General features: G+C 55.8%; 12 protein-coding genes and 1 pseudogene. 12 read left to right on the top strand and 1 reads right to left on the bottom strand.

Features of this window, described 5'->3' with window-relative positions:
- The first annotated feature begins 321 nt into the window (after positions 1-321).
- The 6 genes from FHI25_RS03445 (at position 322) to phoB (ending at position 6,478) form a co-directional block, all read left to right on the top strand.
- A complete protein-coding gene (locus FHI25_RS03445) occupies positions 322-1,356 on the top strand; it encodes a PstS family phosphate ABC transporter substrate-binding protein (RefSeq protein ID WP_210515135.1) in 1,035 nt (344 codons plus the stop codon).
- Between the two features lie 135 nt (positions 1,357-1,491).
- A complete protein-coding gene (gene pstC / locus FHI25_RS03440; protein ID WP_210515132.1) occupies positions 1,492-2,871 on the top strand; it encodes a phosphate ABC transporter permease subunit PstC in 1,380 nt (459 codons plus the stop codon).
- Positions 2,864-4,213, top strand: coding sequence for a phosphate ABC transporter permease PstA (gene pstA / locus FHI25_RS03435; protein ID WP_063088521.1), 1,350 nt, complete (start codon positions 2,864-2,866; stop codon positions 4,211-4,213). Before pstC ends, pstA begins: the two co-directional genes overlap by 8 nt.
- 1 nt (position 4,214) lies before the next feature.
- Positions 4,215-5,018, top strand: a complete 804-nt coding sequence (gene pstB, locus FHI25_RS03430) for a phosphate ABC transporter ATP-binding protein PstB (protein ID WP_063088522.1) — start codon at positions 4,215-4,217, stop codon at positions 5,016-5,018.
- Between the two features lie 21 nt (positions 5,019-5,039).
- Positions 5,040-5,762: a phosphate signaling complex protein PhoU gene (phoU, locus tag FHI25_RS03425; RefSeq protein ID WP_008888333.1), complete on the top strand. Its 723-nt coding sequence runs from the start codon at positions 5,040-5,042 to the stop codon at positions 5,760-5,762.
- Between the two features lie 17 nt (positions 5,763-5,779).
- Entirely contained in the window at positions 5,780-6,478 is a 699-nt protein-coding gene (gene phoB / locus FHI25_RS03420) for a phosphate regulon transcriptional regulator PhoB (RefSeq protein WP_008888332.1), read from the top strand.
- Between the two features lie 80 nt (positions 6,479-6,558).
- Here the strand turns inward: phoB and FHI25_RS03415 are convergent, their stop codons facing one another.
- On the bottom strand, positions 6,559-8,307 hold the full coding sequence (locus FHI25_RS03415) for a cation:proton antiporter (RefSeq protein ID WP_210515129.1): 1,749 nt from the start codon (positions 8,305-8,307) through the stop codon (positions 6,559-6,561).
- Between the two features lie 266 nt (positions 8,308-8,573).
- On the opposite strand from FHI25_RS03415, the gene FHI25_RS03410 reads away from it, so the two are divergent.
- The 6 genes and pseudogenes from FHI25_RS03410 (at position 8,574) to pgsA (ending at position 15,468) form a co-directional block, all read left to right on the top strand.
- Positions 8,574-9,536 carry a calcium/sodium antiporter gene (locus FHI25_RS03410; RefSeq protein WP_063088525.1) on the top strand — a complete coding sequence of 321 codons (963 nt, stop codon included), beginning with the start codon at positions 8,574-8,576 and terminating at the stop codon, positions 9,534-9,536.
- 86 nt (positions 9,537-9,622) lie between these two features.
- Entirely contained in the window at positions 9,623-10,393 is a 771-nt protein-coding gene (locus FHI25_RS03405) for an SDR family oxidoreductase (protein ID WP_210515127.1), read from the top strand.
- 101 nt (positions 10,394-10,494) lie between these two features.
- Complete coding sequence (gene folB / locus FHI25_RS03400) at positions 10,495-10,935, top strand: dihydroneopterin aldolase (protein ID WP_008888328.1); 441 nt, start codon at positions 10,495-10,497, stop codon at positions 10,933-10,935.
- Positions 10,936-11,477: 542 nt separating this feature from the next.
- Positions 11,478-13,313 (top strand): annotated as a pseudogene (gene uvrC / locus FHI25_RS03395) (excinuclease ABC subunit UvrC); the annotation flags it as partial.
- Between the two features lie 160 nt (positions 13,314-13,473).
- Entirely contained in the window at positions 13,474-14,742 is a 1,269-nt protein-coding gene (locus FHI25_RS03390; RefSeq protein WP_246878875.1) for a uracil-xanthine permease family protein, read from the top strand.
- 174 nt (positions 14,743-14,916) lie between these two features.
- Positions 14,917-15,468, top strand: a complete 552-nt coding sequence (pgsA, locus tag FHI25_RS03385; protein ID WP_210515121.1) for a CDP-diacylglycerol--glycerol-3-phosphate 3-phosphatidyltransferase — start codon at positions 14,917-14,919, stop codon at positions 15,466-15,468.
- Positions 15,469-15,474: the final 6 nt, after the last annotated feature.

The following is a 15,474-nucleotide window of genomic DNA, read 5'->3' as shown; positions in this document are numbered from 1 at the left end:
GGGTTTGGTGGCAATTATCGTCAATTCACACCATTCCCCGACACCCAAGGTCGCCTTTGGACGAAATGTGACAGTTTTTGTTACAGCCTTTCGCAATCAATCGCGATTTTGCCATGTTGAAGTGAAAAACCACCGTTTTCGGATGGTTGTCGCAAAATGCTAACTTATTGATTTTATTAATGATAAGTGGCTGTTTTTACTGCTCTGATACGTTGTCACATAACGTTAACAAAAGCGACACAATACCGTAAGCACCCAGCGGTAGAGTCCGCCTCGCAGATCGTTGCACCGTTCCGAAGTGGAACTACCATTGGGGAATTTATGATGAAGAAGACTCTTGCTGTTGCGGCGCTTATGAGCGTTGCCTTTGCTGGCGCTGCCGAAGCACGCGACCAGATTCGTATCGTTGGTTCGTCCACCGTCTTCCCGTTCGCAACCGCAGTTGCAGAAGAATTCGGTAAAACCACCTCCTTCAAAACGCCGGTTATCGAATCTACCGGTTCTGGCGGTGGTCTGAAGCTGTTCTGCGCCGGTGTTGGCGAACAGCATCCGGACATCACCAACGCTTCGCGTCGCATCAAGAAGTCCGAAGTTGAAACTTGCGCGAAGAACGGCATTTCGGAAGTTACCGAAGTTAAAGTTGGTTACGACGGTATCGTTCTGTCGAACTCCAACGCTGCGCCGCAGCTCGACCTGACCAAAGAGCAGATCTTCCTTGCTCTGGCAAAAACCGTTCCGTCCAAAGACGGCCAGTCGCTGATCGACAACCCGTACAGCACCTGGGCTGAAATCGATCCGAGCCTTCCGGACGTTAAAATCGAAGTTCTCGGCCCGCCGCCGACCTCCGGTACCCGTGATGCCTTCACCGAGCTGGTACTCGAAGAAGCTTGCGATGAGTTCCCGGCAATCGCCGCTCTTAAAGACACCAACAAAGACCAGCACAAAGCTGTCTGCGCTGGCGTACGTGAAGACGGTGCCTATGTCGAAGCTGGCGAGAACGACAACCTGATCGTTCAGAAACTCGAAGCCAACCATGATGCACTTGGCATCTTCGGCTTCTCCTTCCTTGACCAGAACGGCGACAAGCTCCAGGGCTCGCTGATCGGTGGCGTTGCTCCGACCTTCGAAGCAATCTCTGACGGCTCCTATCCGGTTTCCCGTTCGCTCTTCTTCTACGTGAAGAACGCGCACGTTGGCACCATTCCGGGCATCAAGGAATATCTTGCTGAATTCACCGCTGACAAAGCTTGGGGCTCAGAAGGTTACCTTGCTGACCGTGGCCTGATCCCGATGGATGCCGCTGAGCGTGAAGCTGTTCGTAACGCTGCGATGAACCTTTCGCCGCTGAGCATGTAACGCGATCTTTCAACCGGTGGCGGCCTTTGCCGCCACCGGTTTCTTTATATCTCGACTTGATTTGTTTATTGTTTCTGTCCTATTGGCCTCACGAACTGATCTTTGCAGGCTCATCTGGCGAACGGATCTCAAATAATGTCCCTGTCTTTCCTGTTGCTCGCGGTTGCCGCACTTTGCGCGCTGTCCTTTTATTTCGGACGCCAGCGGGCTGTTGCCCTTTCTGGTGGCCGGCACAGCAATCTTCATTCCTTGCCGGTTCACTATGGGGCTTACACAGCAGCATGGTGCGGGCTTCCCGCGCTGTTTTTGCTTTTGATCTGGTACATGTTCCAGGGCTCGGTGATTGAAGCCCTGATCGTGTCGGACCTGCCGCAGGAAGTAATTGGTGACTCCGGTCGTCTGTCGCTGGCGCTCAACAGCATTTCCCAGATCGCCGCCGGTGGCGGTGAACATCTCACCGTGTCGCCGGAAATTGTTGATGCCGGGCGCAGACTTGCCAATTTGCAAACCATCGCCAATGCGGCGCTGGTGGTTGTCATGCTGTCGGTTGCGCTTGCCGGTCTTGTCCTGTCCTATCGACGGATTGAAGCGGATATGCGCGCGCGCAACAATGTTGAACGCATCTCGCGCGCGATCATGATTGTCTGTTCGGCGATTGCGATCCTTTCAACGGTCGGCATCGTGTTTTCACTGATGTTCGAAACCCTGCATTTCTTTAGCAAGATCAACCCGCTCGAATTCCTGTTTGGTCTGGAATGGAGCCCGCAAACCGCGATCCGTGCCGATCAGGTGGCGTCCGAGGGGGCGTTTGGCATGATTCCGCTGTTTGTCGGTACCTTGCTGATTACGCTGATTGCCATGTGTGTCGCGGTGCCGGTCGGCCTGTTTTCGGCCATCTATATGGGCGAATATGCCGCGCCTAAATTTCGCGCTGTTGCCAAACCCGCACTTGAAATTCTGGCGGGCGTGCCAACGGTTGTCTATGGCTTCTTTGCCGCGCTCACCGTGGCACCGTTCTTGCGCGACAATGGCGCGATCCTCGGCCTCGATGTCAGTTCGGAAAGTGCGCTGGCCGCCGGTCTTGTCATGGGCATCATGATCATTCCGTTTGTGTCCTCGCTGTCTGATGACGTGATGTCGCAGGTGCCGAAATCGCTGCGTGACGGGTCCTATGCATTGGGGGCGACCAAATCGGAAACCATCCGGCAGGTGATTTTCCCGGCCGCCTTGCCCGGTATTGTCGGGGCGGTTCTGTTGGCCGTTTCGCGGGCGATTGGTGAAACCATGATTGTTGTGATGGCCGCTGGTCTTGCCGCGAACATGACGGTGAACCCGCTTCAGGCTGTGACGACTGTTACCGTGCAGATCGTGACGCTTCTGGTCGGCGACCAAGAGTTCGACAGTGCAAAAACCCTCTCGGCCTTCGCGTTGGGGCTGGTTCTTTTCCTTGTCACCTTGGGGCTGAACGTATTTGCCCTTAAGGTTGTTCAGAAGTATCGCGAGAAATATGACTGATATGGCATCTCTTATGGAAGACAGAGCTGCGGCCAAAGTGATCTCTGACAATCTGCGCAAGCCGGTTGACTGGGACAGCCCGAAAATCACCCGTAACATCAAGAAACGTTACGCCGCCGAACGCCGCTTTAAAAGCTATGGTCTGGTTGCGATCTGTTTGGCGCTGCTGGCGCTTTGCACGCTGGCACTCTCGATCGGCTCTAAAGGCTACAGCGCCTTTTACCAGACCTATGTCCAGCTCGAAGTGACCTTTGATCCGGCTGTGATCGATCCGGAACGGACCGGCGATCCCGACGTGATCGGGCGCGCGAACTTTGATGGTCTGATCAAACAGGCTTTGCGTGATCGGTTCCCTGATGTGACCTCGCGCAGTGACAAACGTGATCTCTATGGCATCGTTTCAGGCGGCGCATCTTATGATCTGCGCGAACGGGTTCTCGAAAATCCGAGCCTGATTGGCCAAACGCGCACCATCTGGCTGATTTCCGGTGATGATTTCGACATGCTCAACAAGGGCTATATCGATCCCACCGTTGATGAAGGCGACCGTCGCCTCAATGACAAGGAAGTCGCTTGGTATAACGAACTGGTTGCTGACGGTGCGGTGGAAAAACAGTTCCACACCCGCTTCTTTACCAGTGGCGATTCCCGCGAACCGGAACTTGCCGGTATCTGGGGCGCGGCTGTTGGCTCGTTCTATACCCTGCTTGTGACTTTGGCATTGTCCTTCCCGATTGGTGTTCTGGCGGCGATCTATCTCGAAGAATTCGCCCCGAAAAACCGCTTCACCCAGATTGTCGAGGTTAATATCAACAACCTGGCCGCGGTGCCGTCCATCGTGTTTGGTCTGCTGGGGCTTGAGGTCTATCTCAATGTCATGCATTTGCCGCGCTCGGCCCCGGTTGTCGGTGGTTTGACGCTGGCGCTGATGACTTTGCCGACGATCATCATCGCATCGCGTGCGGCGATCAAGGCGGTGCCGCCGTCGATCCGTCAGGCCGCCCTTGGCCTTGGTGCATCCCCGGTTCAGACCGTGACCCACCATGTCTTGCCGCTTGCCATGCCGGGCATTCTGACCGGCACGATCATTGGCATGGCACAGGCGCTTGGTGAAACCGCACCGCTTCTGATGATCGGAATGGTTGCCTTTATTGTTGATATCCCGGGCGGGGCTCTTGACCCGGCAACGGTTCTGCCGGTCCAGATCTATCTGTGGGCAGACAGCCCGGAACGTGCCTTTGTCGAGAAAACCTCGGCAGCGATTATGGTGTTGCTGGCCTTCCTTGTCCTGATGAATGGACTGGCTGTGTATCTGCGCAAAAAATTTGAACGGAAGTGGTAAAATGGCTGCTGTATCCCAGAGCGCAATGACGGCGGAGCCGTCGGTCGAAAAACCGAAAATGACCGCGCGCAAGCTCGATCTTTTCTATAGCGACAATCAGGCCCTCTATGAGGTCAACCTTGATATCCCCGAACAGCAGGTAACCGCACTGATTGGTCCGTCGGGCTGTGGTAAATCCACCTTCCTGCGCTGCCTGAACCGGATGAATGACACCATTGACGGTGTGACGATCAAAGGTGACGTTACCCTGGATGGTCGCGACATCTATGACAAGCGGATCGACGTGGTTCAGCTGCGCGCGCGCATCGGCATGGTGTTCCAGAAACCGAACCCGTTCCCGAAAACCATCTATGACAACGTGGCCTATGGCCCGCGTATTCATGGTCTGGTCAATTCGCGCGATGAACTTGATGAAATTGTCATGACCTCGCTCGAACGTGCGGGTCTTCTGAAAGAAGTCAAAGATCGTCTGCAATCGCCGGCAACCGGTCTTTCCGGTGGTCAGCAGCAGCGCCTTTGCATTGCACGCGCGGTTGCCGTCAGCCCGGAAGTCATCCTGATGGATGAACCGTGCTCGGCCCTTGATCCGATTGCGACCGCCAAGGTCGAGGAACTGATAGACGAGTTGCGTTCGAACTACACGATCGTGATCGTGACCCACTCCATGCAGCAGGCCGCCCGTGTGTCGCAGCGCACCGCGTTCTTCCACCTCGGAAAGCTGGTTGAAGTCGGTGAAACCGATCAGATCTTTACCAACCCGAAGGACGAACGCACCAAGGGTTACATTACCGGCCGCTTCGGTTAAGCGAGCCAGGAGTACGCATAAATGGCTGATGAACATACCCATATCGTAAGTTCGTTCGACGAGGAACTGACCCGTCTGAACAACATCATTTCGCAAATGGGCGGGCTTGCTGAAAGCCAGCTTATTTCCTCGATCAGATCCATCGTCAAACGCGATTCCGAACTGGCCGAGAAAGTCATCCTGTCCGATCAGCGCATTGATGTGCTCGAACAGGAAGTTCAGGACTTTGCCGTCCGTCTTCTGGCCCTGCGTCAGCCGATGGCAGATGACCTGCGTCAGGTCGTCACCGCGCTCAAGCTGTCAAACGATCTGGAACGCATTGGTGATCTGGCAAAGAACATCGCCAAACGCGCGCAGGTGCTGAACCAGATCCCGCCGATCCGCCCGGTTCAGGCGATCCCGAACATGGCCAAGCTGGCCCAGGAAATCATCAAGGATGTCCTGGATGCCTATATCGAAAGCGACGCCGAAAAGGCCCACCGGGTCTGGGAACGCGATCAGGAAGTGGACGACATGTACAATTCGCTGTTCCGCGAATTGCTGACCTACATGATGGAAGATCCGCGCAACATTACCGCATCGACCCATCTGTTGTTCATTGCCAAGAACATCGAACGTATCGGTGATCACGCAACCAATATCGCCGAAACGATCTATTACCGGATCAAGGGCGAAGACCTGCCGGGGATTGACCGGCCAAAAAACGACGCAGCGAACTTCGCTGTTGTCGAACCGAATGACTGACACGGGAGCATAGGAAGATGGACCCAACGGTTCTTATCGTCGAGGACGAGGCAGCAATCGTAACCATGTTGCGCTACAACCTCGAACGCGAGGGGATGCAGGTTGTCGAAGCCGGTGACGGTGACGAAGCGTTGAAAATTCTGGCTGAAACCCATGTCGATCTGGTTTTGCTCGACTGGATGCTGCCGGTAATGTCGGGGATCGAAGTCTGCCGTCAGATCCGCCGCAAGCCTGAAAGCCGCGATTTGCCGGTGATCATGGTGACGGCACGTGGCGAAGAGGGCGACCGCATCCGCGGTCTTGATACCGGCGCTGATGACTATGTCACCAAGCCGTTTGCCATTGGCGAGCTGCTCGCCCGTATCCGCGCACTTTTGCGCCGGTCCGGTCCGGCGCAACCACAAGGGCAGTTGATCTATTCCGACATCGAAATGGATCTCGCCGCCCACCGGGTCAGCCGCAATGGAAAATCGATCCATCTTGGCCCGACCGAGTTCCGTCTGCTGCGCTATTTCCTCGAACATCCGGGTCGGGTTTTCTCGCGCGAACAGTTGCTTAACGCGGTTTGGGGCCCGAACATCTATGTCGAAACCCGCACCGTCGACGTTCATATCCGCCGCCTGCGCAAGGCGCTCAATGACGTCAAAGGCACGCGCGATATCATCCGCACCGTCCGTGCGGCGGGCTATGCACTGGATTCAGAAACCGCGGCCTAAGTCGGTATAGAGCCCTATCCGATTAAAAAACCCCCGTTGCAGGTTGCAGCGGGGGTTTTTGTTTTAAGGTCGTAACGTCTTCAGGTTTTTTTCTTCACCGGTTTTTCGGCATTCTCCGACCCTGATGGTTTGCGCTGCGGGCGCGGCGCCAGTTCGTTCATCAAAAGCATGTCCGCACGGCGGAATTTGGCGATTTCGGCATCAATGTCTTCCTGCGGCACATCACAGGCGGCCAACACATGGTCGGATAATCGCAAGCCGGTTTCAAGCACCTCGGGGATCGCGGCATCCGCCCCATGGCGCGACAGCGGCCCGATATGGGTGATGTCCTGCGCACGGGCAAAGATCTTCAGATGCGGGTAATGCTGGCGCAAAAGGGCGACCGTCTTCTCGGTCGCATGCGGGTTCCCCATGGCAACAACCGCAATTTTTGCCTCATCGGTGTGTGCCGCCCGGAAAGTTTCCGGTCTGGACCCGTCGGCAAAGTAAACCGGAAGGCCTTCTGCCCGGCCGCGTGAAACCTGCTGTGCGTCACTATCCAGCACCAGGAACGGAATGTTGCGCGTCTTGAGCAACCGGGCCAGAACCCGGCCAACGCGACCACTTCCGATCACCAGAACATGCTGGTGAATGCCCTCGGATTCTTCGGCAATCTTGCCAAGCTGGTCTTCTTCCTTGGGATGAAGCTTTTCCTCGATCTTGTGTCCAAGGCTGATCAGTGTCGGGGTCAGCGCCATCGAAATCGCCACCACCGGGATCAGCATGGCTGCCATTTCAAGCGGTACCGCACCATTCTGGGCGGCCAGCGCAAACATGACAAAGGCAAATTCACCGCCGGCGGCCAAGCTCATCGCCACCCGGATGGCAAGGCCGGTTTCAAACTGGATCGCGCGCGCCAGGACGAACAAAACCGCCGTCTTGATCACCAGCAACAGCACCAGCCACATGACGATGGTGCCAAATTCGTTATAAACAACGTCGGCATCAACCGACATGCCCACCGACATAAAGAACAGCGACAGGAACACGCCGCGGAACGGTGAAATGTCGGCTTCGATCTGATGACGGAACTCGGTTTCGGCCAACATCACCCCGGCGATAAACGCGCCCAGCGCCATTGAAAGTCCGGAAACCTCGGTCAAGGTGCTGGCGGCTAGCACAACAAACAGCGTGCCGATGGCAAACAGTTCCGGGTTCTTGAGCGACGCGATATAGCGAAACAGCCGCGGCAACACATAGCGCCCGACGAGCAACAACAACGCGACCGACCCGAAACCAAGCAGGATGCTCATCCACGGGCTGGTTTCCGTTCCGGCGTCACCTGCCGCTTGCACCATGATCAGGAACGGACCAACCGCCACGTCCTGCAATAACAAAATGGCAAGGGCCGCACGCCCGAACCGGGTATTGAGCTGCTTGTCATCGGAAAGCTGTTTGAGAATGATCGCGGTCGATGAAAGCGCAAGCGCTCCGGCAATCACCAAGGCCGTCGGCAGCGGGAATTCCATGACAACCAGAAGCCCCAGAAGGGCTGCCATCGACACCAGAATTTGCAAAACGCCCAGACCGGCAAACCGCCCGCCAATCACGCGCAAACGATCACGCGAAAGCTCCAGCCCGATCATGAACAGCAGGAAAACCACGCCCAGTTCGGCAACCGTGGAAATGTCTTCGCGTTCGGAAATCAGGCCAAAGCCGAACGGCCCGATAAAGAACCCGCCAATCAGAAAGCCGATGATCGAATTCGCACGCAGCTTGTGCGCAATCGGCACCGCAATGATCGCGGCAGTCAGAATAAGAAACAGCTCAAACAGGACGCTGTGATGCATGGCGAAATTCGTTCCGGAAGGCGGTCAAATAATCAATGGGTATCAGGACCTAAATCCCTGAAAATAACGAGATTACAACGATAACGAAAATAACCCTGCCAGTCGTGGGTAAATTTGCGGCATTTGCGAAATTCACCACGGAATCCTGCGATCAGGTGCTGTGGCAATTGTCACCGCCTGATGACTTGCCATTCGCGCTGCCAAATGCCATCTTCCGCGGGCCCGACAAAGGGCCGGTTTAATCGCTTTTGAAACGAGCAGATATTTTGGAACAGCTAATCCCCTATCTTCAGATCATCGCGGGCCTTGTATTGCTGACAGCAGGTGGTGAATTCATCGTAAGGGGGGCGGTTGGTCTTGCACTTTTGCTGGGCGTTTCCAAGGTGATCGTCGGTCTGACGATTGTCGCCGCCGGGACATCGGCGCCAGAATTTGTCGTCTCGCTCAATGCGTCGCTCAAGGGCACGGCCGATATCGCCATGGGCAACGTTGTTGGCTCCAACATTGCCAATATCCTGCTTATTCTCGGTGCGGTGGCGCTTCTGAAACCCGTTGCGGCCTCGCGGGTCACCGTGGTCCGTGATGGTGGCACGATGTTGCTGGGCACGGTCCTGTTTATTGCCTTTTGCATGTTTGGCGTGATTGAACGCTGGGCCGGGGCGGTGATGCTTTGTGTGCTGGCGGCCATCTGGTACTTCACCTATCAGCACGACAAAAATTCGCCGAGCGAGGCCAGCCACCTGCACGAAGAAGAAGTCGACGAAGTCGGCGAAAAGCCCAAAGGCTGGACCAGGCCGATCATCGCCACCGTCATCGGGATTGTCGCGCTTATGTTTGGCGCCGAGTGGCTGGTTGAAGGCGGGGTTTCGGTTGCCCGACAGTTTGGCGTATCCGAAGCCGTGATTGGCCTGACCCTTGTCGCCTTTGGCACGTCACTTCCGGAACTCGCCGCATCGGTGGTTGCCGCTTTCCGCGGTCATTCCGATGTGGCGCTGGGCAATGTGTTTGGCTCCAACCTTTTGAACCTGCTTGTGATCATTGGCGGGGTGTCGCTGATCGCACCGATCCCGGTGCCTGAACAGATCATGAATTCCGACATCTGGATCATGCTGGCGGTGACCGTGGGTTTGCTCGGTGTTGCCTATGCCATGCGCAAGATTTCGCGCATCACCGGCGTTGCATTCGTGATTGCCTATCTGGTCTATGTCTTCCAACTTGTCGTAGCATAAAGCATATTGCGTTTAATCTGTTCAATCAGTTCGCGGGCCGTCTGTCTCATGACGGTCCGCACACTTTGCGAAGGATCAAGGCACCAATGACAGGTCAATTCCCGAAATCCGTTCTGATCACCGGTGCGGCAAAACGCATCGGTCGTGCATTGACCCTGGATCTGGCGCGCAACGGCTATGACATCGCCCTTCATTGCAACAGCTCGAAACAAGACGCCGAAGCTGTCGCCAACGAGGTCCGTGACCTTGGCCAAAAGGCCTGCGTCGTTTCGGCCGATCTGACCAACGAGGATGCAACCCATCAATTGGTTGCCGATGCGACCAGGCAACTTGGCCCGATCGGGGTTCTGATCAATAACGCCTCGACCTTTGAATTTGATGATGTGCAAACCGCAACCCGCGAAAGCTGGGATCTGCATATGGAAACCAATTTGCGCGCGCCGTTTATCCTCTCGCAGCAATTTGCCAAGCATCTGCCAGACGGCTGTCAGGGCATGATCCTCAACCTGATTGATCAGCGTGTCTGGAACCTGACCCCGCATTTCATGACCTATACCCTGTCCAAAGCCGGGCTTTGGACCCTGACCCAGACGCTGGCACTGGCCCTTGCACCAAAAATTCGTGTCAATGCCATCGGGCCGGGGCCGGCACTGCCTAGTAGCCGACAAACACAGGAAGATTTCGACGCGCAGTGCGAAAAAACACCCCTGAAAATAGGGACAAACCCGCAAGAGATTTGCGACGCGGTTCGATTTTTCCTTGCCGCGCCGGCCATCACCGGGCAAATGTTAGCGCTTGACGGCGGGCAGCACCTCGATTGGGCGCCCAGTGGCGAAGAAGATGCGCCCAACGAATGATGCCCGGCAGTGATCATTAAATCGCTGCCAGACATCGGGCCGGACATGTGTGGTTCTGTTGATCAAACTGCACAGGAAAGCAGCACAAGGAAGACCGGAATATGACCGCAGGCCTTAAACAGGATGCCAAAATTACGACATTGCCCTTTGCCGATGTGCCCCATGCAGATCGTGCAGGCAACCTGCGCCGTGTCTTCGTGCGTGACATGATCATTCACACCTCCATCGGTGTTTATGAACACGAAAAAGAAGCCCCGCAACGCGTGCGCATCAATCTCGACCTTGCCGTGCTCGAAGGCGACGGTGTTCAGAATGATGATATCACCACCGTGCTAAGCTACGAGGATCTGGTCGTCGGCACACGCCGCATCTGCCAGGATGGTCACACCAACCTTGTGGAAACCCTTGGGGAAAAACTCGCTGACATGTGTCTTGCCGATCCGCGCGTCCGCAAGGTGATCGTCAGGGTTGAAAAGCTCGACGTTTTTGAAGATGCAGCTGCGGTTGGTGTGGAAATCGAACGCCACAATATCGCGCGCTGATCGATACGCGATTTCCCGAAAAAATTTACTTTTCCAGACGGCTAATCCAAGGGACTCTTTGATTCCTCTGGCGCGAATCGCTATGGCGCTTATTCACAAGCATCTGGCGAATATGATTCAAAGGAAAATATTCATTTTTTACGACTCTATTACCGAATGATTTCACGTTGACAGTATTTTTATTGTTTAAAATCAATAATTTAATTGTTTTGCTCAATAATTGTGCACTTCATAGAACGTTAAGACTCTCAAGGGGTGCAGGAAGTCACCCCCCGATTACCCACATAGTTATCCACAGTCTTGGTGGACATCTTTTTTGGCATGGCGATTCCCCATGGCGCGGTTGCGATGTTAATCTTTTCAGCTATGTTTCAAATCGCGTTTGCCTGTGACGGCTGTCACAACTTTGAATGTATTTTATTTAAATCTGGAGTGCCTTGATGAAGCCACCTGTTTCCCCCGAAAACCCGACCGGGGATGATGCCCCGAAACGGGAAATCGGTTTGTCGCTTGATGGTGACAAGATCGATGGCGGGGCGGCAAGGGGCGTTGAGGCGATCAAAAATGCGCTGAAAACCATGCCGGGATCACCGGGCGTCTATCGCATGATCGATGACAAGGAACGCGTGCTTTACGTCGGCAAGGCCAAGAACCTCAAGAAACGCGTGGTCGCCTATACCCGCATCATGCAATTGCCGATCCGCATTGCCCGTATGGTGGCCCAGACGGTGAAGATGGAAATCATCACCACCCATACCGAGGCCGAGGCGCTCCTTCTTGAATCCAACCTGATCAAGAAACTCAAACCGCGCTATAACATCCTGCTGCGCGATGACAAAAGCTTCCCCTATATCCTGATCACCGAGGATCACGACTATCCGCGCATCGTCAAACATCGCGGCGCACGCGCCAAGGATGGCAGTTGCTTTGGCCCGTTTGCCTCGGCCTGGGCAGTCAATAACACCATCAACCATCTGCAACGCGCCTTTTTGCTGCGCTCTTGCACCGACGGGGTGTTTTCCAACCGCTCGCGCCCGTGCTTGCTTTATCAAATCAAACGCTGTGCGGCCCCTTGTGTCGATCGCATTTCCAAACCGGAATATGACGAGCTTGTTGATATCTGCCGCGATTTTTTGACCGGGCGCAGCCAGAAAATCCTCAAGCAACTCGAAGCCGACATGATGGATGCGTCTGAAAAGATGGAATTCGAACAGGCCGCGATGTATCGCGACCGCATCCGTGCGCTCAGCCAGATCCGCTCCCATCAGGACATCAACCTCGAAGGTGTCGAAGAGGCCGACGTGATTGCCCTTCATCAGGAAGGCGGACAAAGCTGTGTGCAGGTGTTCTTCTTCCGCTCGGGCTCGAACTATGGCAACCGGTCCTATTTCCCGCGCCATGAACAATCGGCCGAAATCCCTGAAATCCTCTCGGCCTTTGTCGGGCAGTTCTATGCCGATAAACCGGCCCCCAAACAGATCTTCCTGTCGCATGAAATCGAAGGCCAGGAACTGGTCGAAAATGCGCTTGGCATCAATAACGATCGCAAGATCGAATTGCTCGTGCCCAAGCGCGGCGGCAAACGCAAGCTGGTCGAACATGCCCTGACCAATGCCAAGGATGCCCTGGGACGCCGTCTGGCTGAAAGCGCGACACAGCGCAAATTGCTTGAAGACCTGGCTGACAAGCTTGATCTCGAAGGCACGCCGGAACGGATCGAGGTTTACGATAACTCCCACACCCAGGGGACCAATATGGTCGGCGGCATGATTGTCGCCGGGCCCGAAGGCTTTATGAAAAACGCCTATCGCAAATTCAACATCAAGGGCGATATTGCGCCGGGTGATGACTTCGCCATGATGCGCGAAGTCTTAACGCGCCGCTTTGCCCGGGCCCAAAAAGAAGACCCGGACCGCGAAAACGGCACATGGCCCGACCTCTGCCTGATTGATGGTGGCTTGGGCCAGCTTGGCGTGGCGCGCGAAGTGCTCGAAGACCTCGGGATCGAGGATGTCATGCTGGTCGGTGTTGCCAAGGGTGTCGATCGTAATGCCGGCAAGGAAGTGCTGCACATCCCCGGCAAGGCCCCGGTGCGTCTCGATATGAAAGACCCGGTGCTTTACTTCATCCAGCGCCTGCGCGACGAAGCCCACCGCTGGGCGATTGGCACGCACCGCGCCAAACGCGGCAAACAGATGGGCAAAAGCGTGCTCGACTCAGTGCCCGGTGTCGGCGGTGCGCGCAAAAAGGCGCTGCTCCATCACTTCGGTTCCGCCCGCGGGGTTGCCGATGCCGGGCTCTCGGATCTTGAGGCCGTCGATGGCATCAGTGCCGCCTTGGCGCGCAAGATTTACGACCATTTCCACAGCAACGACTAAAAAAGCATCGGATGGCATCTTGCTTTTTGCTGCCCGTGGCGCGATACCCGGTACGCCCTGCCGCCCGGCGGGGCATTTTCGCGCGAAACGTCCATAAATAATCGGCTTGCCATACATGCGATATTTTCCTTCCTGGTCTGTGACCCGGTCTTCCACAGTCATGCCTGATCAACGTCTGCCGTGGGGCGCGATGTTCCCGATGGGCTTGCAGCATCTTGTTGCCATGTCGGGTGCGACCATCCTTGGGCCGCTTCTGATGGGGTTTGACCCCAATCTGGCGATCCTGTTTTCCGGTATCGGTACCCTGATCTTCTTCATCTGCACGGCGGGCCGTGTGCCCAGTTATCTGGGCTCGTCCTTTGCCTTTATCGCGGTCGTCATTGCCGCCACCGGGTATGCCGGATCGGGACCAAACCCCGATATCGGCGGGGCGCTTGGCGGGATTATTGCTGCTGGCGCGCTGTATGTCGTGATCGGCCTGATCGTCATGGCAACCGGCACCGGCTGGGTCGAAAAACTGATGCCGCCTGCGGTCACGGGTGCGGTTGGTGCGGCGATTGGCCTGAACCTCGCCCCGGTCGGGATCAATGGCATCACGGGCGATAACATGCATATGCTGGTCGCTCTTCTGACCCTGCTGTCGGTGGCCTTTGTCTCGGTCTATGCGCCGATTGCGCTGCGTCGGATTTCCATTCTGATCGGGATTATGGCGGGCTATGTGCTGGTGCTGGTTTTGGGCAACGGCTTTGGCCTGATGCCGGCGATTGATTTTACCGAACTTTCCCAGGCCGCTTGGTTTGGCATGCCATCCTTTGTCGCGCCGCGCTTTGAAAGTTCTGCCATGTTCCTGATCGCGCCGGTGGCCTTCATTCTGGTGGCCGAAAACCTCGGTCATATCAAGGCGATTGGCGGCATGACCAAACAGAACATGGACCGTTATATCGGCCGTGGTTTTGTCGGCGATGGTCTGGCAACCATGCTGGCCGGATCGGGCGGCGGGACCGGGGTCACCACCTATGTTGAAAACATGGGTGTGATGGCCGTAACCCGCGTGTTTTCGACCCTGATCTTTGTCATTGCCGCCGTTATTGCCATCCTGCTTGGTTTCTCGCCTAAATTCGGCGCGTTGCTGCACACCATTCCGGGCCCGGTTCTGGGCGGCCTTGGTGTTGCGGTCTTTGGCCTGATAGCTGCTGCCATGATCCGTTTGTGGGTCGATAACCGCGTTGATTTCTCTGATCCGCGCAACCTGTTTACGGTGGGCATCACGCTGATCTTTGGTGCGGGTGACTTTACGGTCAATTTCGGTGGCTTTGCCATGGGCGGGATCGGCACGGCAACCCTTGCTGCCATCATCCTCTATCAGGCGCTCAGCATCGGACGCGGCAAATCCGCCCATCCGGCCGAGGCAGGGGCGGCGGCAGAATAATCGCGCCGACGCGATGAGTTGATAAATCGCAAGGGCCGTGTTCTGACGCTAATCCGTCATCAACACGGCCCTTGTGGTATGTGCTTCAAGTCTTTAATAATTGCGCGGCCTTGGGCGATTGCGCATCAGGGCCGTGATGTCATTGCCGTAAAATCCGTCAAACAGGCCCTGTTTATGAAGAACCAGATTCCCAATCTGCTGACCATGTCGCGCATTTTCGTAATCCCGGCGCTGATCGCGTCGTTTTACATCAATGGTCCGGTTGGCAACTGGATCGGCTTTGCGCTGTTTGCCTTTGCCGGGGTGACCGATTTCTTTGACGGCTATCTGGCGCGCTCGATGAATGTCGTCTCCCCACTTGGTCGGTTCCTTGATCCGATTGCCGACAAGCTTCTGGTGGCTGCCGCATTGATGATGATGGTGGCCTTTGAACGCATTTCTGGTTTGGCGGTATTGCCCGCGGTGATCATCATGTGCCGCGAAATCATGGTTTCGGGCCTGCGCGAACATCTGGCCGAGATTAAAGTGCCCTTGCCGGTCACGGTCCTTGCCAAATGGAAAACCACGGCCCAGATTCTTGCCATCGGGTTCCTTCTGGTCGGTGATGCCTCGCCTGAAATGATCCCCTCGATCCTGATTGGCGATATCCTGCTGTGGATTGCCGGGATCGTTACGGTTCAGACCGGCTATATCTATCTGCGGACCGGCCTGAAACATCTCGATTAATTCTTG

This window comes from Thalassospira sp. ER-Se-21-Dark (assembly GCF_017922435.1).
Lineage (GTDB): Bacteria > Pseudomonadota > Alphaproteobacteria > Rhodospirillales > Thalassospiraceae > Thalassospira.
Note: the sequence above shows the minus strand (reverse complement) of the source record. Positions and strands in the feature narration are given on the sequence as shown.